Annotated in this window: 19 protein-coding genes; 12 read left to right on the top strand and 7 right to left on the bottom strand. The window is 56.5% G+C overall.

Going from position 1 to position 19,757, the window contains the following annotated elements; all coding sequences use genetic code 11:
• Nucleotides 1-54 precede the first annotated feature (54 nt).
• From LG374_RS00720 to LG374_RS00755, 8 genes are all read left to right on the top strand, one after another.
• On the top strand, nt 55-438 hold the full coding sequence (locus tag LG374_RS00720; RefSeq protein ID WP_225755903.1) for an MAPEG family protein: 384 nt from the start codon (nt 55-57) through the stop codon (nt 436-438).
• The gene (gene xseA, locus LG374_RS00725; RefSeq protein ID WP_225755904.1) at nt 435-1,640 is read left to right on the top strand and encodes an exodeoxyribonuclease VII large subunit; all 1,206 of its coding nucleotides are present in this window, start codon (nt 435-437) and stop codon (nt 1,638-1,640) included. The genes LG374_RS00720 and xseA overlap by 4 nt, the downstream gene beginning before the upstream one ends.
• Nucleotides 1,641-1,814: 174 nt before the next feature.
• Nucleotides 1,815-2,558 carry a carbonic anhydrase gene (locus tag LG374_RS00730; RefSeq protein ID WP_225755905.1) on the top strand — a complete coding sequence of 248 codons (744 nt, stop codon included), beginning with the start codon at nt 1,815-1,817 and terminating at the stop codon, nt 2,556-2,558.
• 55 nt (nt 2,559-2,613) lie between these two features.
• Nucleotides 2,614-3,279, top strand: coding sequence for a hypothetical protein (locus tag LG374_RS00735; RefSeq protein WP_225755906.1), 666 nt, complete (start codon nt 2,614-2,616; stop codon nt 3,277-3,279).
• Nucleotides 3,280-3,463: 184 nt separating this feature from the next.
• A complete protein-coding gene (gene rlmKL, locus LG374_RS00740; protein ID WP_225755907.1) occupies nt 3,464-5,614 on the top strand; it encodes a bifunctional 23S rRNA (guanine(2069)-N(7))-methyltransferase RlmK/23S rRNA (guanine(2445)-N(2))-methyltransferase RlmL in 2,151 nt (716 codons plus the stop codon).
• Nucleotides 5,615-6,100: 486 nt separating this feature from the next.
• The gene (locus tag LG374_RS00745) at nt 6,101-7,255 is read left to right on the top strand and encodes a hypothetical protein (protein WP_225755908.1); all 1,155 of its coding nucleotides are present in this window, start codon (nt 6,101-6,103) and stop codon (nt 7,253-7,255) included.
• A 161-nt stretch (nt 7,256-7,416) separates the two neighbouring features.
• Nucleotides 7,417-8,209 (top strand): IS5 family transposase gene (locus LG374_RS00750; RefSeq protein ID WP_225755909.1). Its coding sequence is split into 2 segments (ribosomal slippage): nt 7,417-7,680 and nt 7,682-8,209, totalling 792 coding nucleotides; the frame shifts between segments, so codons are not numbered across the junction.
• 180 nt (nt 8,210-8,389) lie between these two features.
• A complete protein-coding gene (locus tag LG374_RS00755) occupies nt 8,390-8,917 on the top strand; it encodes a hypothetical protein (RefSeq protein ID WP_225755910.1) in 528 nt (175 codons plus the stop codon).
• 222 nt (nt 8,918-9,139) lie between these two features.
• Here LG374_RS00755 and LG374_RS00760 read toward each other — a convergent pair whose 3' ends face one another.
• The 3 genes from LG374_RS00760 to LG374_RS00770 are packed head-to-tail and all read right to left on the bottom strand — an operon-like array spanning nt 9,140 to nt 11,354.
• Nucleotides 9,140-9,928, bottom strand: coding sequence for a Cof-type HAD-IIB family hydrolase (locus LG374_RS00760; RefSeq protein ID WP_225755911.1), 789 nt, complete (start codon nt 9,926-9,928; stop codon nt 9,140-9,142).
• On the bottom strand, nt 9,925-10,320 hold the full coding sequence (locus tag LG374_RS00765) for a TIGR02328 family protein (RefSeq protein WP_225755912.1): 396 nt from the start codon (nt 10,318-10,320) through the stop codon (nt 9,925-9,927). Before LG374_RS00765 ends, LG374_RS00760 begins: the two co-directional genes overlap by 4 nt.
• Nucleotides 10,321-10,322: 2 nt before the next feature.
• The gene (locus LG374_RS00770; protein WP_225755913.1) at nt 10,323-11,354 is read right to left on the bottom strand and encodes an HRDC domain-containing protein; all 1,032 of its coding nucleotides are present in this window, start codon (nt 11,352-11,354) and stop codon (nt 10,323-10,325) included.
• Nucleotides 11,355-11,515: 161 nt separating this feature from the next.
• On the opposite strand from LG374_RS00770, the gene rpsF reads away from it, so the two are divergent.
• The 4 genes from rpsF to glpT all read left to right on the top strand — a co-directional run bounded on the left by rpsF (nt 11,516) and on the right by glpT (nt 14,338).
• Nucleotides 11,516-11,848, top strand: a complete 333-nt coding sequence (rpsF, locus tag LG374_RS00775) for a 30S ribosomal protein S6 (protein WP_225755914.1) — start codon at nt 11,516-11,518, stop codon at nt 11,846-11,848.
• A gap of 3 nt (nt 11,849-11,851) precedes the next feature.
• Complete coding sequence (gene rpsR, locus LG374_RS00780; protein ID WP_006984037.1) at nt 11,852-12,064, top strand: 30S ribosomal protein S18; 213 nt, start codon at nt 11,852-11,854, stop codon at nt 12,062-12,064.
• 9 nt (nt 12,065-12,073) lie between these two features.
• Nucleotides 12,074-12,523, top strand: coding sequence for a 50S ribosomal protein L9 (gene rplI / locus LG374_RS00785; RefSeq protein WP_225755915.1), 450 nt, complete (start codon nt 12,074-12,076; stop codon nt 12,521-12,523).
• Between the two features lie 360 nt (nt 12,524-12,883).
• Nucleotides 12,884-14,338, top strand: a complete 1,455-nt coding sequence (gene glpT / locus LG374_RS00790; RefSeq protein ID WP_225755916.1) for a glycerol-3-phosphate transporter — start codon at nt 12,884-12,886, stop codon at nt 14,336-14,338.
• A gap of 627 nt (nt 14,339-14,965) precedes the next feature.
• On the opposite strand, the gene LG374_RS00795 is transcribed toward glpT, so the two are convergent.
• The 4 genes from LG374_RS00795 to LG374_RS00810 all read right to left on the bottom strand — a co-directional run bounded on the left by LG374_RS00795 (nt 14,966) and on the right by LG374_RS00810 (nt 19,748).
• Nucleotides 14,966-16,321, bottom strand: a complete 1,356-nt coding sequence (locus LG374_RS00795) for a hypothetical protein (protein WP_225755917.1) — start codon at nt 16,319-16,321, stop codon at nt 14,966-14,968.
• Between the two features lie 63 nt (nt 16,322-16,384).
• Nucleotides 16,385-17,374 (bottom strand): hypothetical protein, encoded by a 990-nt coding sequence (locus tag LG374_RS00800; RefSeq protein ID WP_225755918.1) that lies wholly within the window; start codon nt 17,372-17,374, stop codon nt 16,385-16,387.
• A 75-nt stretch (nt 17,375-17,449) separates the two neighbouring features.
• Nucleotides 17,450-19,243: an aspartate--tRNA ligase gene (gene aspS, locus LG374_RS00805; protein ID WP_255594351.1), complete on the bottom strand. Its 1,794-nt coding sequence runs from the start codon at nt 19,241-19,243 to the stop codon at nt 17,450-17,452.
• Between the two features lie 139 nt (nt 19,244-19,382).
• On the bottom strand, nt 19,383-19,748 hold the full coding sequence (locus LG374_RS00810) for a dihydroneopterin aldolase (RefSeq protein WP_225755920.1): 366 nt from the start codon (nt 19,746-19,748) through the stop codon (nt 19,383-19,385).
• Nucleotides 19,749-19,757: the final 9 nt, after the last annotated feature.

Here is a 19,757-nt window from a genome sequence, read left to right on the forward strand (position 1 = left end):
CGGTCTTTAAGTGTTATGTTAGCGTCTCTTTTTACTGGCAATTAAGGAGCCCCCATGACCCTCGCTTACTGGTGCATTTTCATCACCATTTTCCTGCCCATCCTCTGCGCCGCTTATGCCAAGCGTCTCGGCGGTTTCACAATGGCCGATAACCACGAGCCGCGTGCCTTTCTCGCCAATTTGAGCGGCAAAGCGGCGCGGGCGGATGCGGCGCAGCGTAACAGCTATGAAATCTTCCCGCCGTTTGCTGCCGCCGTCATCATCGCGCATGTAACAGGCGGGGCGGCACAAGGCGTCATCAACTTCTGGGCGCTGCTCTTTGTCGCTAGCCGCATCGCCTTCGTCCTCTGCTATATCCACGACAAGTCGCTTGCCCGTTCGGTGCTCTTCGGCGTCAACCTGCTCTGCATCATCGCCCTTTTCATCGCCGCCGCATGAGCCTCACCTACACCGTCAGTCAGCTCAACGCCCATGTGCGCCGCTTGCTCGAAGGTGATTTCCGCGATCTTTGGGTGGAAGGCGAGATTTCCAACCTCAGCCGCCCCGCGTCCGGGCACATCTATTTTTCCCTGAAAGACAGCGATGCCCAGGTCGCCTGCGCCCTCTTTCGCGGCAGCACTTTCGGCTTGCGCCTGCCGGCGCGCAATCTCGCCAATGGCATTGCCGTGCGCGTACACGGGCGGGCGACGCTTTACGAACCGCGCGGCGGTTACCAGCTCATCCTTGACCAGATTGAGGCGGCGGGCGTCGGCGCGATGGAAGCGGAATTGCAGCGGCGGCGGGAAATGCTCACAGCGGAAGGCTGCTTCCTGGCCGCGAACAAGCGCCCCATCCCGCGTCATCCCCGGCAAATCGGCATCATCACCAGCCTGAGCGGCGCGGCGGTGCATGATGCGATTACTACCCTGCGCCGCCGCAACCCGCTGGTATCCGTCATCCTCTATCCGTCGCTGGTGCAGGGGGCCAAAGCGCCGCCGCAGCTCATCCGCCGTCTACACACGGCCAACCGCCGCGCCGAATGCGACACGCTGCTGCTCATCCGGGGCGGCGGCAGCGCCGAAGATTTATGGGCGTATAACGACCCGGATCTCGTCCGCGCCATCGCCGCCAGCCGAATCCCCATCATCAGTGGCGTGGGACACGAAACGGACGTGACCCTCGCCGACCTGGCCGCCGACCTGCGCGCGCCGACGCCGACCGCCGCCGCCGAGCAAAGTTGCCCCGACTTGAGCGGCGAAGCGCAGCGCCTGCACCGCTTGGGCGAACAACTGCACCGCGCCGTCACCCGGCAGATGGAACGGGCGCGGATGCGGCTTGACCATCTCGACCACCGCATTAACCAGCAGCAGCCCGCGCGTTACTTCGAGCGCATCCGCCAGCGTCTGGACGAACTTGATACACGGATGCGCCGCGCCGTCATCTTCCGCCAGCGGCAGGAACAAAGCCGCCTGCACCACCTGATGCAAACCGTGCACAATTTGAGCCCGCTTAACATCCTCGAACGCGGTTACGCCGTTACCTACGACAGCACAGGCAAGGTGGTGAGCCGCAGCGATGCCGTGCAGCCGGGCGAGAAAATTACCGTCCGCCTCGGTGTGGGGCGGCTGTATTGCACTGTGAATCGGCGGGGGAAAACGTGAGTGGTCGTTGATAAAAAATGCTGCAAACTGCATAATTCCCACCCAATTATCCACCCGTAAACGGTCTGACCGCGCACCCGCCGGCCAGGCCGTTTTTACAGGTGGATAAGGCTTCCCCCAAGCGGTTTAAAAACCGCGCGGGGGTCAAACTCACGACAACCATGAGGTTTCATCATGCAACTGCGACACACCGCGCTCGCTGCGCTCTGCGCCGTATCCCTCTCTGCCTTCGCTGGCGAAGGGCAGCCCCACTGGTCCTATACCGGCAAGGACGATCCCACTCACTGGGGCGAACTCAGCCCGGCATTTGTCACCTGCAAACTGGGTAAAAATCAGTCCCCGGTTGATCTTTCCTCGGCTAACGCCAAAGGCGACAACAGCGTTGAAGCGACCTATCCGCCGCTCGCCTACTCCGTGGAAAACAACGGCCATACCATCCAGGCTACGCCCACGGACGCCGTCAAAACCCTGAAACTGGGCGGCGAAGAATTTACCCTGAAGCAATTCCACTTCCACACGCCGAGCGAACACACCTTCCTCAGCAAATACTTCCCGATGGAAGTGCACTTCGTCCATCAGAATGAGCGTGGTGAACTCGCCGTCATCGGTGTCATGTTCGAAAAAGGCGCAGAAAACGCCGCCCTCGCACCGCTTCTTGCCAAACCGCTCAAAGCGGGCGAAAAAACCGCGATTGCCGACAAACTCGACATCGCTGCCCTCTTCCCTAAAGACCAGAACCACTTCCGCCTGAACGGCTCGCTCACCACACCGCCATGCAGCGAAGGGGTGAACTGGATCGTCTTCAAGACCCCGGTTGAAGCGAGCGAAGCCCAATTCAAAGCGATGGAAGCCATGATCGGTCAGGCGAATAACCGCCCGGTACAGCCGCTGAACGCGCGTATCGTCATCGAAGAATAAGCCATCAACAAACCGTCCCTTGCCGACAGCAGGGGGCGGCATCTCCAAGACAATCATGCCGCCTATACGAGAAGGATACTGCTGGTATTTCCGTGCCCGTCTGGGCGTCACCATGCTCTTTTGCATGATGGTGCTACTCATCATTGGCGTGGGAATCCTTTATGGCTTATGGGCGAGCAGTTACGAACGCTCGCTGCTGGTAACACTGGGAGCCATAGCTCTCGCCGTTGGCGTATTTCTTCTGCCCGCCTACGGCATTTACCGCTACTGGGTGCGGCGCTGGCTTTTCTCCTTCCAGCGGCGGGAATACCTGGTCATCAATGCGGGCGGCATCCACTACTACTGCTACACCGATGAAGACGATATCCCGTGGGAGGACATCGCAGAAATCGTCTTGCAAGGCGGCAAGACAAAAGAAGGCCTTATCGACCGCATGCGCGTCATCAAAAAATACGGTGCCCCCAATTACGAACGGCCCGCTGTGATTGACCTCAGCGCTACTTACAGTGATTACAACGATTTCATCGCGCCGCTTCTCCTGCTGGGCTGTCCCTTGTTTGCCATCCTCCTCGGCAAAGAAGCCGGGGCCGTTATCGGAGCGATAGTGCTCATAACGCTGCCTTTCCGCATTGCTGAAAGAAAAGCCGGCAAAGAAATCGCCACCGTCTTGCAGGAGTACGGTAGAGACGCGCTGATACGGTACGAAGAAAAAGGCGCGTGATGCCCCCTATTTGGCGGCCACCCAAAAATCCGTTGTACCCGCCTGGCGCCCTGCCCTATCCTTCTCCCATAAACCCGCTATCTCTCCCGCTTAACGCTCACTACCGCTCCGAACCCGCCCACACCGCTGCCGCCAAACTGCGCGATAATGCCCGCCCTTTCCCCGCTTATCACAAGGAATCCTCATGCAACAGCCCCTCGTCCTGCCCTGCGCCAAAGGCAGCGAACAAGTCCTCGCCCAAGAAGCCGAAGCCCTCAGCCTGCAAAACATCCGCCAGGGCGTCGCCGTCGTCAGCGGCATGGGCGACCTTGAAACCGCCTACCGCCTCTGCCTGTGGTCACGCGTGGCGAGCCGGGTCCTGTGGCACTTGGGCGAAAGCGAAGTGGCAAACCCCGATGACATCTACGCCGCAACCCGCGCCATCGCCTGGGACGAACACCTGAGCGCCGATAACACCTTCGCTGTCCACTTCAACGGCATCGGCCAGGGCATCCGCAACACCCAGTTCGGCGCGCTCAAAGTCAAAGACGCCATTGCCGACCAACTGCGCGACACCCTGCACCGCCGCCCTGACGTGGACGCGAAAGCCCCCGACATCAGCGTTGACGCCCACCTGCGCAAAGGCCGCCTGACCCTCGCTATTGACCTCTCCGGCGGCGGCCTGCACCAGCGCGGTTACCGCCTCGCGCACGGCGCAGCACCCTTGAAAGAACACCTCGCCGCGACCCTGCTCTACCGCGCCGGCTGGCCGCAACTCGCAGCAAGCGGCTACAACCTGATCGACCCGCTCTGCGGCAGCGGCACCATCCTCCTCGAAGCCCTGCTCATGGCGGCAGACATCGCCCCCGCCCTGAAACGGCAGCGCTTCGGCTTCACCCACTGGCAAAGCCACAAACCCGCCGTGTGGAAACGCCTGCTCGAAGAAGCCGCCACGCGGCGCGAACTCGGCCTGAACCGCCTTGACCTCAAAGTCTGGGGCTACGACCAGGATGCCGCGACGCTTGCCACTGCACGCGAAAACGCGGCCCGCCTCGACCTCGCCCACTGCCTGCACCTGGAACGCCGCCCGCTTGACCGCTTCACCGCCCAACCCGGCTACGGCACGCGCGGCCTCATCCTCACCAACCCGCCCTACGGCGAGCGACTGGGGGAAATCGCCGAACTCGTTGCCACCTACGACACCCTCGGCCAAGCCTTCAAAACCTTCCCCGCCGACTGGCAAATGGGCGTCATCAGCAGCAATACCGACATGCTGAAACGCCTGCGCCTCAGCCGCCACAAATACTACCAGGCGTACAACGGCAGCATCGAAGCGCAAATCGCCCTCTACCACCGCGCCGAACAGCCCGAAGGCGAAGACTACGCCGTCGCCGAACCCGGCGCGCCCGTGGACGAACAGGCGCGGATGTTCGCCAACCGCCTGCGCAAAAACAACCGCGCCGCCCAAAAACACGCGGCAGCGGCAGACACCGATGCCTACCGCATCTACGACCAGGACATGCCCGAATACGCCATTGCCGTGGACCGCTACGGCGACTACGTCCACGTGCAAGAATACGCTGCGCCGAAGACCGTTGCACCGGAAAAAGCGCGCAAACGCCTGCTCGACACCCTGCACATCATCCCGCAAGTACTGGAAATCCCCGCTGCCAACCTCGTCCTCAAAACCCGCGAACGCCAGCGCGGTGCGCAGCAATACCAAAAACAGGCCGCACGCGGCATGACCTGCACCGTGCACGAAGGAGACGCGCGCTACCACATCAACCTGCACGACTACCTCGACACTGGCCTCTTCCTTGACCACCGCCCGCTGCGCCGCCGCATCCACGCAGAAGCCGCCGGCAAACGCTTCCTCAACCTCTTCTGCTACACCGCCAGCGCCAGCGTACAGGCGGCACTGGGCGGCGCGGCCTACACCACCAGCGTTGACCTCTCGCAAACCTACCTCGACTGGGCGCACCAGAACTACGACACTAACGAACTCGACAGCCGCCACCGTCTCATCCGCGCCGACGTGATGGCGTGGCTGACAGAAGACGGCGGCAGCTACGACCTCATCCTCTGCGACCCGCCGACCTTCTCCAACACCAAAAAAGAACAGCGCGTATTCGACGTGCAGCGCGACCACGTTACCCTCATCGAGCGCTGCATGCAGCGCCTCGCCCCCGGCGGCACGCTGTACTTCTCCAACAACTACCGCAGCTTCAAACTCGATCCCGCCATCAGCGCGCGCTACCACTGCGAAGACATCAGCGCGGCCACCATCGACTTTGACTACGTCCGCCGCCCGAACATCCACCACGCATGGAAAATCACGGCGAAGACAGACAACTAACGCGTTGGCACGGGTTCAGGTTTATCCCGCTTGGCGGGCCCAGTGTTTTTGCCGCTTGACGAGGTCAGGTTTTATCCCGTTTGACGCACTGCTCAATCCCGGACCTTGCACGGAAAAAATCCCTTCCCCCGCAAGCGGGGGACGGGGCTCCCATGAAAAAAATGCTCGCATTTTTTTCATGGGTACCCGGGAAGGTGGCCGCAGGCCGGAAGGGGGGAATAAAAAAACCAGCGTTCATCCCGCTTGACGGGACCAGTAATTACGCCGCTTGACGCGTGCCCAGGTTTTACCTCGCTTGGCGAGCCCAAGTTTTATAGTCGTTTCAGGAGGACTGACACAAGGCGACGAGTCGAAGACAGCACAACCAGTACGACGCGATTTTTATGGGAAACCCGGTCAGGCTCACTAACACCGTGTCAGTTCTATTTGAGACAATTATAAAGTCCTCGTTGCCGCCATTATGGCCTTCTACCGCGCCCAGAAGTTATGAAACCTTACACCCCGAACCTCAGCGACCCCCGCAGCCGTGGCTGGGGCGGTCGCACCTATCAGCGCTGGCTGGATGAATCGCCCTTCCTCAACGCTACTATCTATACCGTCATTCTCATGGCGTTCTCCGCCATGTACAGCGACGAACTCGGCCCTGCTTTCATCGCCTGGGGCTGGTTCTGGCTGTCACCGGCATTGCTTATCGTGCTCTACACCATCTACCGCGATACCAATCGCTACCGCATCGCCGCCAGCAAACCCTGCGTCAGCTGCGATCCACACGGCCTCACCATCCGCAATTATTTTGGCCGCATTCGTCAACAGTGGTACTGGTGTGAGCTGGCGCAGGTCAGCGGACAGGGCGTGCGCCTTACCATCACGCCGCAGCACGGCCAGCCTTGTACTTACCGTGATAGCCGTCTCAACTACGCCGATTACGCCGACATCGCCGCCGTCGCCAGTGGCTATCTGCACGAGCAGGCGCCGCCTGTGCCGCCACCACCCGCCCATGTTGAGCGCAAATGGCACACGCCCAGCCTCAATATTTGGAACGCACTGCTGGCGATCCTAGCCTTCTTGGCGTTCGCCTGGTTCTTCGTCTTCCTTGCCATCCAAGCCGTCGCTATCTATCGCGCCTATCCCGATCCGCCTATTGTTTTTGGGCTTATCACCCTGCTCGTTGTTGCCATCCTCGGCTATGGGGCGTGGTCCCTGTTGCGCCTCATCCTTCGCATCCACCATGCCATCTGTCGTGGCGAAACCTCGCTTATCTGCGCCCATGCTGATCGTGACGGCCTGCACCTCGCCCGCCTCAGCGGCGCGACCCTACATCTGGCGTGGCAGGATATCCGCAGCAGTCATCACGAACACGACGTTATCCCTGATCGACATTTTCCCAAAGAGAGAGACTTCTTGCTCATTGCCGACCGCTGCGGCAACACCCTGAAAGTCAACATTGACTACTGCAAAGATTCGTACTGGGACGGCGAAGACATTGCCGCTGTCACCCATGCCATCATCCACGGCACGCCGCTGCCGGATGAATGCGAGTATCCAACGACGGGCAAGTCCGCCCCGCTTGCCTATAAAGTAGCCTTTTACAGCATCGTCACTGCCAACCTTGCCTGCATTATCCACCTGCTCACCATCTGATTCTGCCATGCACCCTATCACCACATATAGTCGTCCCAAATAGAATTGACACGGTATTGGCGAGCTTCGCGTACTAGCTGTACTATCTTCCGTCTCGCCGCCTTGTGTCAGCCCTCCTGAGAACGTGTTCATTGTCTCAGCCTCTGCTGTAAACTATCGGCATGAACAGAAAAACCTACCCAAGCGATATCAGTCGCGAGCAATTTGCGCCTCTCCTCCCCCTGCTGGAAAGTGCCCGTAAACGCACAGCGCCACGTCAGGTGGACTTGTACGATGTCTTTTGTGCCATTCTCTACCTGCAACGCACTGGCTGCTCCTGGCGCGCTTTGCCGGGCGATTTCCCCAAATGGCGCACCGTGCATTCCTACTTCCAGAGATGGACTGAGCCACGCGAGAGTGGCATCAGCATCCTTGAGGAAGCATTAAAAAAATCAGGTAGTTGCGGAGCGCCGCAAGCAGGGGCGCCATGAAGCAACCACTTTCCTGATTATTGATGCGCAGAGTGTGAAGAACACGGATACCGCCATAGAAAAAGGCTACGATGCGGGCAAGAAGGTGAGCGGTATCAAGCGGCATATAGCGGTTGACACGCAGGGTTTGCCGCATGCCATTGCGGTAACGACGGCGGATATTACGGATAGAAAAGGCTGTCTGCTGGCATTGGAACGTGACAAGGATAATCTTGGGGCGGTACAAAAAGTCCTTGCTGACGGTGGTTACACGGGTAAGGCATTTGCTTCGTCGGTACAGGAGTTGATGGGTGCGGAGGTAGAGATTGCCAAACGAAACGAATTGCACCGTTTTGCAGTATTGCCGAAGCGATGGGTAGTAGAGCGCAGTTTTTCCTGGTTGGAAAAGAACAGGCGGCTTTGGAAAAACTGCGAGCGTAAGTTGAGTACCAGTCTGCAAATGGTAGCTTTGGCTTTCTTGGGAATCCTGCTACGAAGACTATGAACACGTTCTGAGACGACTATACCTCGCTTGGCGGGCCCAGCAACCACACCGCTTGGCAGCTATTTCAACAGCACAGCGCTGCAACGAAGAAAGAAAACCGTAGAGGACGTTGCCTGCAACGTCTCACAAAACCAGCGACTACGCCGCTTGGCGGCGTTTCATCGAAAAAGGAAGCGTGCAATGAACCTTTGGCAAAACATCCTTTATTGGTTATCCACCCTGACCATCGTCATCGTCGGCTGTGGCCTCGCAGCCTTGAATCTGATGATCTACCACGAAAGTAACCCCTTTTTCTGGTACGAATACCTCTTCCTTGCCCTCGTCAACACCGCACCGCTGCAAGTATGGCTCGCGGCGCGCTGGCAGCAACGGCGGCTACTCCACTGCGGTCTGTTATGTCAGGTGGTGCAAACGATAGCCATTTGTCAGGTGCTGCTCTTTCAGCATGAATGGCTTATCCCCTACACATGGATAGCCGCAATTTTTATCCTGGCAGCCATTCTTATTTATGGCCTTATGCAGCGTCAGCTCGTGCTTGTCCTGCCAGCGATAGGCGGACTATGCTGGTTCCTGCTGAACGAGCAGGAAGTACTGGCTTTCCGCACATGGCTCGCGGGCATCTTCATTTCTCTCTTCCTGCTGGGGTGCAGCTTGGCCATAGTTACCTATCCCGCAATAAGAAAAATGCTTTCTAGAAACTGTAAATAATCCCTCATCCAGACTTACGGGAGTCTGAAAGGTATTGCGAAACAGCAGCAGACATTAGAGTCTCTCGCTCCACTAGATGTGGTTCATCCTACGGACGTTCCTCAAGCTATCCCCGCAAAAGGATGAGGATATTTTTCTTCTATTATTAATATGTTATCCGCCTACCAAGATGGATAAATACCTATGACCAAGCGGGATAACTGCCGCCTGTTGTCATTTGATTCAAGCGGGAAACAGCCGTTCCAGCACTTGTGCCAGGCCATCTTCGTCGTTTGGTGCGGTGACGATGCTGCACTCGGCCTTGATGTCGTCCGGCGCGTTGCCCATCGCCACGCTGTAGCCCGCGTAGCGCAGCATGTCGAGGTCGTTGTAGTTATCGCCGAAGGCCACGCTTTCAGCGGCGGGGACACCGAGGCGTTCGCCCATGTAGGCTATAGCTTGGGCTTTGGTCGCGCGCTTGTTGACGATTTCAAGGTATTCGTCTTTGGAGCGGTGGATTTCGAGGTGCGGGAACTGGGGTTTGAGCCGCTCTTGCAGGGCGCGGATAACGGGCGCGTCGCCCATGACGAGGATTTTGTGCACGTTCGTCAGGTTTGCCGGGCGTTTTGTCGCGCGCAGGCCGGTGATGTCGCCTTCCTGTACTGTCCAGAAGTTATCCGGATCGGGGCTGTACCAGTGCGTCCCCTGATAGTAGTTGATAGAGGTTATGGCGGGGTCGTTTTCCAGCAGGGCTTCGAGGAGGTGCAGGTCGGCGTCGTTCAAGGTGACGCTGTAGAGTTCGTTGAGATCGCCATCCAGGATGAGGGCGCCGTTGAAGGCGATGAGCGGCTGTTTGCCACCAATGGCGGCGGTGAAGGGGGTGATGGCCAGCGGTGGCCGTGCCGAAACGAGGATGATGGGAATGCCCGCTTGGGCGAGTCGCTGGGTGATGGCGAGGGTGCGCGGGCTCATGCGGTGTGCGCGGTTGAGCAGGGTACCGTCAATGTCGCTGTAGATGGCGCGGTAGGTCATAGATGGGGCTCCGGGTGGTTGGTAGTCATGTATAAGTGGATGCCTTTGCCGGCGAGGTTATCTAAACATTCACGCAGGTAGGCTGCATCGTGTTCGGGATAGATGGGGTCGGCAACGGCGACGGCGGGCAGATCGCGGTAGGGCGCGAGGTTTTTGCCGCGATGGCTTGGCTCGTCCCAAGCGGGGTCAGGACGGTAGCCGCGCCGCCGCATTTCTTCCATGATGAGGCGATGGTAGGCGTAGAGCAGGTAGGGGCTGTGGGTGAAGACGTAGTTGACGGTCGCGTGTGCCCGTCCCCAGCCGTTACCGCGCAGGGCAGCACATTCGCGGTGTTGCCCCAGCAGTTGTTGGCGGGGCAGGTGGGGGATAAGTGTCTGATGCCAGAGTCGCATGGTCAGAGTAGTTTTTGTAGTTCTTCACGCAGATAGGCAGCGCGCCAGCCATGCAGTAGCGGGTTATCGGCGCTTGGGTTGGCGCAGTAGTGTTTGAGGGTGCGCACGGTGGCAAGCAGGTCGGGGTGGATATTGAGGTCGACAGCAGTGTCGGCCACATAGCGGCAGAGCTTTTCGTACTGCTGGCGACGCGTATGACTGAGTCGCGGGCTGAACGGTTGGGCAGGCGGGGGCGTATCAGCGGCAAAACGCTCGCTAAGGTAGGGCAGCTCCTGCCAGAGCGGGTGGTTTTCGCTCAGGTATTCGGCAAGTGCTTCGAGGGTTGGCGGCTGTTTTTGCGCGATGGTGATGAGCTGGCGATCGCTCATGATGAGGCGGCGCGGCAGGTCTTGCGCGGCGGCAAGGCGTTCGCGGGCTTCGGTGAGGATTTGTGCGACGCGGCGGTCGCCTGCGCGCAGTTGCGGTGCACCTTGCAGGCGATACCAGTGCCAGGGTTCGCGCGGGCGAGTCTGTCGCGCGAGCAGCGCCGCGTTTTCTTCCGCCCACCAGTCCAGGCGATTCAAGCGGCGCAGTTCCGCAACCAGGTAGGGATAAAGGCGGGCGAGCAGTTCGACATCGGCGGCAGCATAGGTGCGCTGTTCGGCATTAAGTGGGCGCGCGAGCCAGTCGCTGCGGGTTTGGCTTTTGTCCGGGCTGATACCGAGGAAGTGTTCGACGAGTTGTGCGTAGCTGACGGCGAGATGCGGCGAACAGAGGGCGAAGCCGATTTGTGTGTCGCGCACAGTCTGCGGCAGGCCGCCACCGCAGAGTTGCATGAGTTCGAGATCCTGCGCGCCGGCATGCAAAACGACGGGCGCAGGGTGGTGCAGGATCTTATGCCACGGCACAGCGTCTGCGCCATCCAGTGGGTCATACAAATGTGCGTTGCCGCCCGGCTGGCAGGTTTGCACCAGGGCGAGTTTGGGGATGTAGCTGTGCTCGCGCACAAATTCGCTGTCGTAGCAGAGGATGTGGTGGGGGGCAAAATCTTCCATAAGGGTTCCCGGTTGGATACGGCGCGGCACGGTAGCATGAACAATGCGGTCGGGAAAGTTTGTTTTGCAGCAGCTTTTCCGTATAATCCGCGCGCTTGCCGGTTCGCCGGCATTTCCTTGCCGCCATATGGCGGCTTTGTTTATCCATAAGGAATCTTCTGATGAGACATTATGAAATCGTTTTCCTGGTCCACCCCGACCAGAGCGAACAGGTCAATGCGATGACCGAGCGTTACCGCTCCGTCGTGGAAGCCGCCAATGGCAAAGTCCACCGCTTCGAAGACTGGGGCCGCCGCGTGCTGGCTTATCCAATCAATAAACTGGTCAAAGCGCACTATGTGATGATGAACATCGAATGTGATGCCAAGACGCTGGAAGAACTGGAAACCAACTTCCGTTTCAACGACGCCATTTTGCGTCACCTCACCATCCGTCGTGACGAAGCCATTACCGAAGCCTCGCCGATGGCCGAAAGCAAGAAGAAGGAGGGCTAAACTATGGCACGTCGCAGAACTTGTCGCTTCACCGCCGAAGGCGTGAAAGAAATTGACTACAAAGACCTCGAAACCTTGAAAGCGTTTATCAGCGAAACCGGTAAAATCGTCCCCGCACGTATCACCGGTACCAATGCGTTCTACCAACGCCAACTCGCAACTGCTATCAAGCGCGCACGTTTCCTGGCGCTTCTGCCGTATTCCGACCAGCACTAAGGAGGACGCATGAATATCATCCTGTTGGAAAAAGTGGCCGGACTGGGCGAACTTGGCGATCGTGTGGACGTCAGAGCGGGCTATGCCCGCAACTTCCTCATTCCGCAACGCAAGGCTACCGAAGCGACCAAAGCGAATATTGAGCGTTTTGAAGCCCGCCGTGCCGAGCTGGAAAGACAGCAAGCCGCCAAATTGGCCGATGCCGAGCAACGCGCCGCCGCGCTCTCCGGCAAAGTGCTGACCATCCTCGCCAAAGCAGGCGACGAAGGCAAACTGTTCGGCTCTGTCGGTACCCAGGACATCGCTGATGCTGCCATGCAACAAGGGCTGAAACTGGCTCGCAGCGAAGTGATGATGCCACACGGCACCATCCGCGAAATCGGGGAATACACCATCTCCCTGCACCTTTTTGCTGGTATCAGCACCGAAGTACTGGTACGCGTCGTCGCTGGCGAATAATTCCTACACGACGACACAACAAAACCGGAAAGCGGCAACGCCTTCCGGTTTTTTTATATGCGCTCCTCACATAGATCACTGATTGTGCCAAAGAGATCAATATCCGGCGCGACGAAATCGTCGCCTGCCCTGCCGTCCTAATCTGTGTGGAAAGCACAGCAAATTCCTCAAACAAAACATGGCGTCGCCTACCCCAGACAAATCTATATCTTGCCTGCTGCTGCAAATCCCCAGAAAAAAACGTAAATTCACGCGACAATCACAAAAATTTGGCACTTCACCGATAAACCGCTACAATCCGCGCCCGGAATGCGGCACGACTTGCCGCTTCAATCTTGTTTAACCCCTTTGGAGCCCTTAATGATTGGCATATTCAAACCGTCGCCGGATGCCCCTCGCCTGCCGGCCGACAAAATCGATCCTACCTACCGTCGCCTGCGTTGGCAGGTGTTCTGCGGCATCTTCTTTGGTTACGCCGCCTATTACTTCGTGCGCGGCAACTTCAACCTCGCGCAAAAAGGGCTGATTGACGCCGGCCTGTACAACAAAGAACAGCTTGGCCAAATCGGTACCGCTGTGGGGCTCGCTTACGGCCTGTCCAAATTCCTGATGGCGTCCATCTCTGACCGCGCCAACCCCAAAGCCTTCCTGCCCTGCGGCCTGCTGCTCTCCGGCCTGTGCATGACACTGATGGGGACTGTGCCCTTCTTCACCACCAGTGGTGTCGTCATCGCCTTCATCATGATCTTCCTCAACGGCTGGTTCCAGGGCATGGGCTGGCCGCCCTGCGGCAAGACCATGGTGCACTGGTGGTCAAAGAAAGAGCGTGGCTCCATCGTCTCCATCTGGAACTGCGCGCACAACGTTGGCGGCATGATGCCGGGATTAATGGTGCTGCTAGCGGGCTGGGTCTTCTTCCAGCAGCATGGCGTCAAGGCGACCGAAGCCGATATCTGGCGGCAAGCCCTCTACTATCCGGGCGTCATCGCCATGGTGCTTGCCGTGCCGGTGTACTTCGTTATGAAAGACACCCCGCAATCCTGCGGCCTGCCACCGATTGAGCAGTGGAAAAACGACTACCCGGAAAACTACGACGAAAAAACCGCCGAGAAAAACCTCACTACCAAGGAAATCTTCTTCACCTATGTGTTCAAGAACCGCTTGCTGTGGTACATCGCACTCGCCAACGTCTTCGTCTATCTCATCCGCTACGGCGTACTCAACTGGTCGCCGGTCTATCTCAGCGAGGTCAAACACTTTGACTTCAAGGGTACCGCATGGGCTTATACCGTCTATGAACTCGCTGCCATTCCCGGCACCCTGCTCTGCGGCTGGGTATCGGACAAAGTCTTCAAGGGTCGTCGCGGCCTGACCGGCGTCGTCTTCATGATCCTGACCACCCTAGCCGTTGTCGCCCTGTGGATGAACCCGGCGACACCTGCTGACAAACTGGCCGAATATGCCAACGTGGAATGGTTCCGTAACCCCTACCAGCTCACCGACTTCATCCTGCTGACCACCGTGGGCTTCCTCATCTACGGCCCGGTCATGCTCATCGGCCTGCACGCCCTGGAACTCGCGCCGAAAAAAGCTGCTGGTACCGCCGCAGGCTTCACCGGCCTCTTCGGTTACCTCGGTGGCACCGTAGCCGCAGCCTATGTGATTGGCCGCACTGCCGAACGCTACGGCTGGGACAAAGGTTTTGAAGTCATCGTAGGCGGCGGCATCATCGCCATCATCCTGCTGCTCATCACCACCATCGAAGAAGGCAAGCACAAAGCCAAAATCCCCGAATCCGAACGTCTGCAAAAATAAACCTGCCTGATGGCGAAAAAGAGGGAACTGAAGGGTTCCCTCTTTTTTTGCCTGATCCGTACATACGACAAAAATTTGCCAAGCGGCGTCGTTACTGGGCCCGCCAAGCGGCGTTAATGCTGGGTCTGCCAAGCATAAAAGCCCCTCACCCACTGGGTGAGGGGTTTGGGGTGGGGGTTAGAGAAAAACGGGCGAAGCCCGACAAAACCCCGTCAAGCGACGTAAACACTGAGCCCTCCAAGCGGTGTGGTTACTGGGTTTGTCGCTAGTTTTTGTTTTGAGACGTTGCAGGCAACGTCTCTACGTTTTCTTTCTACCGTAGCGCTGCCGTGCTATCGCCAAAACTGCCAAGCGGCGTAAATACTGGGGCTGCCAAGCGGCGTAGTTACCGAGTTCACGTCAAGCGGCGTGGTTGCCGGATTTTGTAGAGATGTTGCCCGCAATGTCTTCAGATCAAAAACGCGTTATTTCCCCGCTTGACGGTCACGCTTACCCGAATTGCCAAAAGCAGGCTGCGCGCCTGCTCGATGGGCTAAAGCCCATTCTACGCCCGCCAAGCGGCGTAGTTACTGGGCCTGATAAGCGGTGAGTTTGGGGGGGCGTTTTTTGTTGTGTGCGAAGGGTGCGTCAGTCGTTAAAGGAGATCTGGGCAGTGTCGCTGATTATCATCTGCGGCTTTTTCCGGTTTTCCTCGATCTTGCCAGTTACGCAAATATCGGCATGTACCAGATGAGAAGCCTGACGACTCAATGCCCGACTTGTCTTCCAGACTACGGCGGTAAAGGACTGGTTGGGGGAAGGCGCATCAAAATGGAGCGCAATACTTTTCTTCGTTTCTTTCAAAGCGGCGACTTTGCCGCAGACGCGACGGGTTTCGCCGATGTACTGCCCTGCTTCACGTGCCATGATACTGCCATCACTGGTACGGGTTTCCGATTGTGTCTGTTGCTCAGTTGCGGCGACCGGTGTCGACGGTACAACGTCGCTACTCACGACAGGGCGTATGTTTGATGTTCCTGTATTGCTGACGGCCTGCCCGATAACTGGCAATTCGGTCAGCACCGCCGGTGGATCTTCTTCCACCGGAATCGGCGTTTTTTTCCCCGCTATCTTGGCAAAATAGTAGTAACCGCCCACCGCAGCTGCACCAAGCGCCAACACGGCAACAATACCCAGTACCCAGGGTGCCGCTGATTTTCGTTCATATCGCCCCTGGGAGTCCTCAACCGAGGCTTGGCGGAGATCGGCCATGATGTCTTTGAGGGTTTGAATTTCTGCAATGAGGGTCTTGATGTCGATTTCGTTGGCAATCACGGTGGCAATAGATGCCCGCTGGTATTGGCGGATTTTCTCTTCGTAGGCGCGGATTTCCGCATCCAGCAGCTGCATTTGCGCATGTAGCTGGGCATCGTTTCTGCCCTTGCCCGCCGCTTGCGCGACCAAGCGGTCCGCCTGCTCTTTCAGACCGCCCGCTTCCGTCGCCCATATTTTTTTCAGCGCCAGAATGTCCTCCTGATAGGCCTCAACAATGGCGGCGTATTCCTCTTTCTTGTTTTTCGGGGTGTAATCGCCCTGTGTCTGCGCACGCAGGATGTCGCCAATTTCGCTCATGATGACATCAGGCGCATGCTGTATTTTAGCGGCGCTATAGCGCAGGACGACGCCAAAGGCATTGAGCAGCGCGTTTTGCTGTTCGAGAAATTCATTAAAGCGACGGTAATCGATGTCACCATCGGCAGATTTATAGGGGGCAAGACCGTCCAGTTCGATAGCCAGCCGCTGGTTCTTTTCCGGATTTTCAATGAGGATGTCGATACTGCGCTCGCTGCCTTTGGCATCGGTAAAGCGGTGTGTCGCGCTGAGATCTTCCGGACTGACGTCGTCAATTTTGCTCAGGATTTGCCGGACAAATTGCTCTTTGAGATTCGCCGGATGTTGGAGATGTTCTTTATTGCGCTGTATCCACAGCTCCCAGTTTTTCATTATGCCAACCTTGAATGAAATGGGTTTTAGCTTTTAAAAATATTTGAGTTCATATAACGCCACTTATTCATCTGCAGAACAATTACGCTGAATCCAAGTAGCTACATTATATTGACACAGCTCTTCACTTTCTGATGGATCTACAATCGTAAAGGATTCTGGTGGAGAAGACCACATTTTACTAATTACAAATATAGGATCACGAATTCCCATTTGAGCTAAATAAACATAAATATCTACATATATCTGATTATCAAATTCTATAGGAACTGGATGGTTGTTTGACAATATATATATTTGATGAAACTGCAAACTTGGGTAGGGAGACCATATTGTACGGTTAATACCTGCCATAAATACTAAAGGGCAAGCAGACTTGCAATTATTATATAAAGTAGTATCTAAGCCTCTTTGTCTAATATATCTTCCCGCATTTAATGCTTCTTGTACAGAACCGCCACCACTCCCTAGTGCAATGGTTTTTACTTTGGGACTTTTACTAATAGCAGTTTTTAATTTTTGGAAAAATCCATCCTCTATTTTCCCCAATATCTGAATAGTTTCCCCCTGATCCTTCAGAATATAGAATGTAGACTTTTTCTCTTTTATGTAGTCTGACCCAGACCTCCCTGCACAATCAAGATTCCATTCTATTATTCTCTCATCATCAGACAAGACCAAGATTCTTTTAGCTATTACAGTATAGTTTTCTAATGATTGTGCTTCAATCTGCAAACTATATCCATTCCCTTCTGATTTAGTATTCAAGTCTATTTCATATTTGACCTCAAATTTCCTAGGATCTTTATTTAATAATCTTGCAAGAATAAAACACGTATGATCATCTGCATCAACTTCATTAAATGCAGTTCCTAGACTTCCTGCATACATAGTACTTGCAGTATTCCATAATTTTTTAGACAATTTTTCTTTTTCGATAATTTCTTTTCTTATCTCGTTAACTACTTTGTTTTTGTTAAATGCTTTAGCATTAGAAAAGTCTGGAATAACTAAAAAAGCCAATAAAAAGCTACTTAAAATTATTTTTTTCATTTTAATCCTTCTTTTATTTTTTACGGCATTCAAAATAGTAAGCGCTTCTCAAAAGAAGCGCTTACTGCTCTCGTCTTAGCCCGCCGGTTTTTCCCGCTTGCGGATATGCAGTTCTTTGAGTTGTTCTTCGCTGGCTTCCGAGGGGGCGTCGGTGAGCGGGTCGTAGGCGGTCTGGGTTTTCGGGAAGGCCATGACGTCACGGATGGATTTGGCGCCCGCCATCAGCATGATCAGGCGGTCGAGGCCGAAGGCGATGCCGCCGTGCGGCGGGCAGCCGTATTTGAGGGCGTTCAGCAGGAAGCCAAATTTTTGTTGTGCTTCTTCTTCGCCGATGCCGAGGCTTTGGAAGACACGTTGTTGCATGTCGTCGCGGTGGATACGAATGGAGCCGCCGCCAACTTCGGTGCCGTTCAGCACCATGTCGTAGGCGCGCGAGAGGACTTCGCCGGGGTTGCTGTCGAGTTCGTCGAGGTTCGCGGTTTTTGGCTGGGTGAAGGGGTGGTGCATGGAGTACCAGCGTTTGTCTTTTTCGTCGTATTCGAACATCGGGAATTCAATAACCCACAGCGGTGCCCAAGGACCAGTGAGCATGTTGAGGTCGTGACCGACTTTGATGCGCAACGCACCGATGGCGTCGTTGACGATGCTGGCTTTGTCTGCACCGAAGAAGATGAGGTCGCCATTTTCGGCGCCGACGCGTTGTACGATGTCAAGCGCGATAGCACCTTCTGCACCGCCTTCTTTGGTGAGGAATTTGACGATGGGCGATTGCAGACCTTCGGCGCTGGTTTTGTCGTTGACTTTGATGTAAGCGAGACCTTTGGCGCCGTAGCGGGCGACGTAGGCGGTGTAGTCGTCAATTTCTTTGCGGGTGAGTTTGTTGCCGCCGGGGATTTTCAGGGCAACAACACGGCCGTTTTCTTGGGCGGCGACGCTGGCAAAGACTTTGAAGCCGCTGTCTTTAACGAGGTCGGCGATGTCCACGAGTTCGAGCGGGATACGCAGGTCAGGTTTGTCCGAGGCGTAGCGACGCATGGCCTCACGGTAAGTCATGCGCGGGAAGGGATCAGGCAGGTCAACGTTCAGGTGTTCTTTGAAGATGCCGCGAATCATGGTTTCCATGAGCTGCATGATGTCTTCTTCTTCAAGGAAGGAGGTTTCGATATCAAGCTGGGTAAATTCGGGCTGGCGGTCGGCGCGCAGGTCTTCGTCGCGGAAGCAGCGCACGATTTGGTAGTAGCGGTCGAAGCCGCTCATCATCAGCATTTGTTTGAAGAGTTGCGGCGATTGCGGCAGGGCGAAGAATTTGCCGGGGTGGGTACGTGAGGGGACAAGGTAGTCGCGCGCGCCTTCCGGGGTGGCTTTGGTCAGCATCGGGGTTTCGATATCAAGGAAGCCGTGATCATCCAGGCAGCGGCGCAGGGAGGAAGCGACTTTGCTGCGCAGGATGAGGTTTTTCTGCATGACTTCGCGGCGCAGGTCAATGGTGCGGTTTTTCAGGCGCACTTCTTCGGAGACGTTGTCTTCGTCAAGTTGGAAGGGCAGCGCTTCGGATTTGGAGAGAACGGTGAGCACTTTGCCGAGGATTTCGATTTTGCCGCTGGCCATGTCGGGATTTTCGGTGCCCGCCGGACGTAGGCGGACGCGGCCTTCGATGGCGAGGCAGTATTCGCTGCGCACTTGTTCGGCAAGAGCGAAGGCTTCGGCGGTGTCGGGGTCGATAACGATTTGCACGAGGCCGCTGCGGTCGCGCAAGTCAATGAAGATGACGCCGCCGTGGTCACGTCGGCGGTGTACCCAGCCGGCGACTTTGACGGTTTCGCCATCAAGCTTTTCAGTCACGTCTGCCGCATAGTGTTGTCTGTACATGTGTTTTCCTTTTTGGGTAATAACGGTAAATGAGGCGGTCAAGGGCATCCCCTGCCGCTGCGTTTGATGTGTTTTTTTGTGCGGCAGGCCGTCGCTACGACAAATACCGCCAGATTTTAAGCGGTCGCATTATAGTGCCTCAGTTTCGCTCACGGTAGATTCGCAGGCCGACTTCCCGCGTGGCTTCGAGTGCGCCAGGTTTCTGGATGTCGAGGCGGATATTGGCGGCAAGCGGGTAGGCAGCGAGCAGGTGCGCGGCAAGGTGTTCGGCGAAGGCTTCGATGAGGCCGTATTGACTGTTTTCCGCATATTTTATGATGTCGGCACAGATAGCGGCGTAATCTAGTGCCTGCTTGATGTCATCCGCTTCGCCGGCAGCACGGGTGTCGGTACCCAGTTCGCAGCTGATGATGAGGGTTTGCTTCGCCGCGCGTTCATGGGGCAAAATGCCGATGACGGTTCGTACCCGTATTGCATGGATGTAGATGATGTCTTGCATAGTCATAGGGTTATG

This window comes from Cardiobacterium sp. Marseille-Q4385 (assembly GCF_916618745.1).
GTDB lineage: Bacteria > Pseudomonadota > Gammaproteobacteria > Cardiobacteriales > Cardiobacteriaceae > Cardiobacterium.

Coding starts and splice junctions, on each gene's coding strand:
- rpsF (WP_225755914.1), top strand. CDS start 11,516: ATGAGACATTATGAAATCGTTTTCCTGGTCCACCCCGACCAGAGCGAA.
- LG374_RS00810 (WP_225755920.1), bottom strand. CDS start 19,748: ATGACTATGCAAGACATCATCTACATCCATGCAATACGGGTACGAACC.
- LG374_RS00720 (WP_225755903.1), top strand. CDS start 55: ATGACCCTCGCTTACTGGTGCATTTTCATCACCATTTTCCTGCCCATC.
- LG374_RS00745 (WP_225755908.1), top strand. CDS start 6,101: ATGAAACCTTACACCCCGAACCTCAGCGACCCCCGCAGCCGTGGCTGG.
- LG374_RS00755 (WP_225755910.1), top strand. CDS start 8,390: ATGAACCTTTGGCAAAACATCCTTTATTGGTTATCCACCCTGACCATC.
- xseA (WP_225755904.1), top strand. CDS start 435: ATGAGCCTCACCTACACCGTCAGTCAGCTCAACGCCCATGTGCGCCGC.
- aspS (WP_255594351.1), bottom strand. CDS start 19,243: ATGTACAGACAACACTATGCGGCAGACGTGACTGAAAAGCTTGATGGC.
- LG374_RS00795 (WP_225755917.1), bottom strand. CDS start 16,321: ATGAAAAACTGGGAGCTGTGGATACAGCGCAATAAAGAACATCTCCAA.
- LG374_RS00760 (WP_225755911.1), bottom strand. CDS start 9,928: ATGACCTACCGCGCCATCTACAGCGACATTGACGGTACCCTGCTCAAC.
- rplI (WP_225755915.1), top strand. CDS start 12,074: ATGAATATCATCCTGTTGGAAAAAGTGGCCGGACTGGGCGAACTTGGC.
- LG374_RS00800 (WP_225755918.1), bottom strand. CDS start 17,374: ATGAAAAAAATAATTTTAAGTAGCTTTTTATTGGCTTTTTTAGTTATT.
- LG374_RS00770 (WP_225755913.1), bottom strand. CDS start 11,354: ATGGAAGATTTTGCCCCCCACCACATCCTCTGCTACGACAGCGAATTT.
- rpsR (WP_006984037.1), top strand. CDS start 11,852: ATGGCACGTCGCAGAACTTGTCGCTTCACCGCCGAAGGCGTGAAAGAA.
- LG374_RS00730 (WP_225755905.1), top strand. CDS start 1,815: ATGCAACTGCGACACACCGCGCTCGCTGCGCTCTGCGCCGTATCCCTC.
- LG374_RS00765 (WP_225755912.1), bottom strand. CDS start 10,320: ATGCGACTCTGGCATCAGACACTTATCCCCCACCTGCCCCGCCAACAA.
- rlmKL (WP_225755907.1), top strand. CDS start 3,464: ATGCAACAGCCCCTCGTCCTGCCCTGCGCCAAAGGCAGCGAACAAGTC.
- glpT (WP_225755916.1), top strand. CDS start 12,884: ATGATTGGCATATTCAAACCGTCGCCGGATGCCCCTCGCCTGCCGGCC.
- LG374_RS00735 (WP_225755906.1), top strand. CDS start 2,614: ATGCCGCCTATACGAGAAGGATACTGCTGGTATTTCCGTGCCCGTCTG.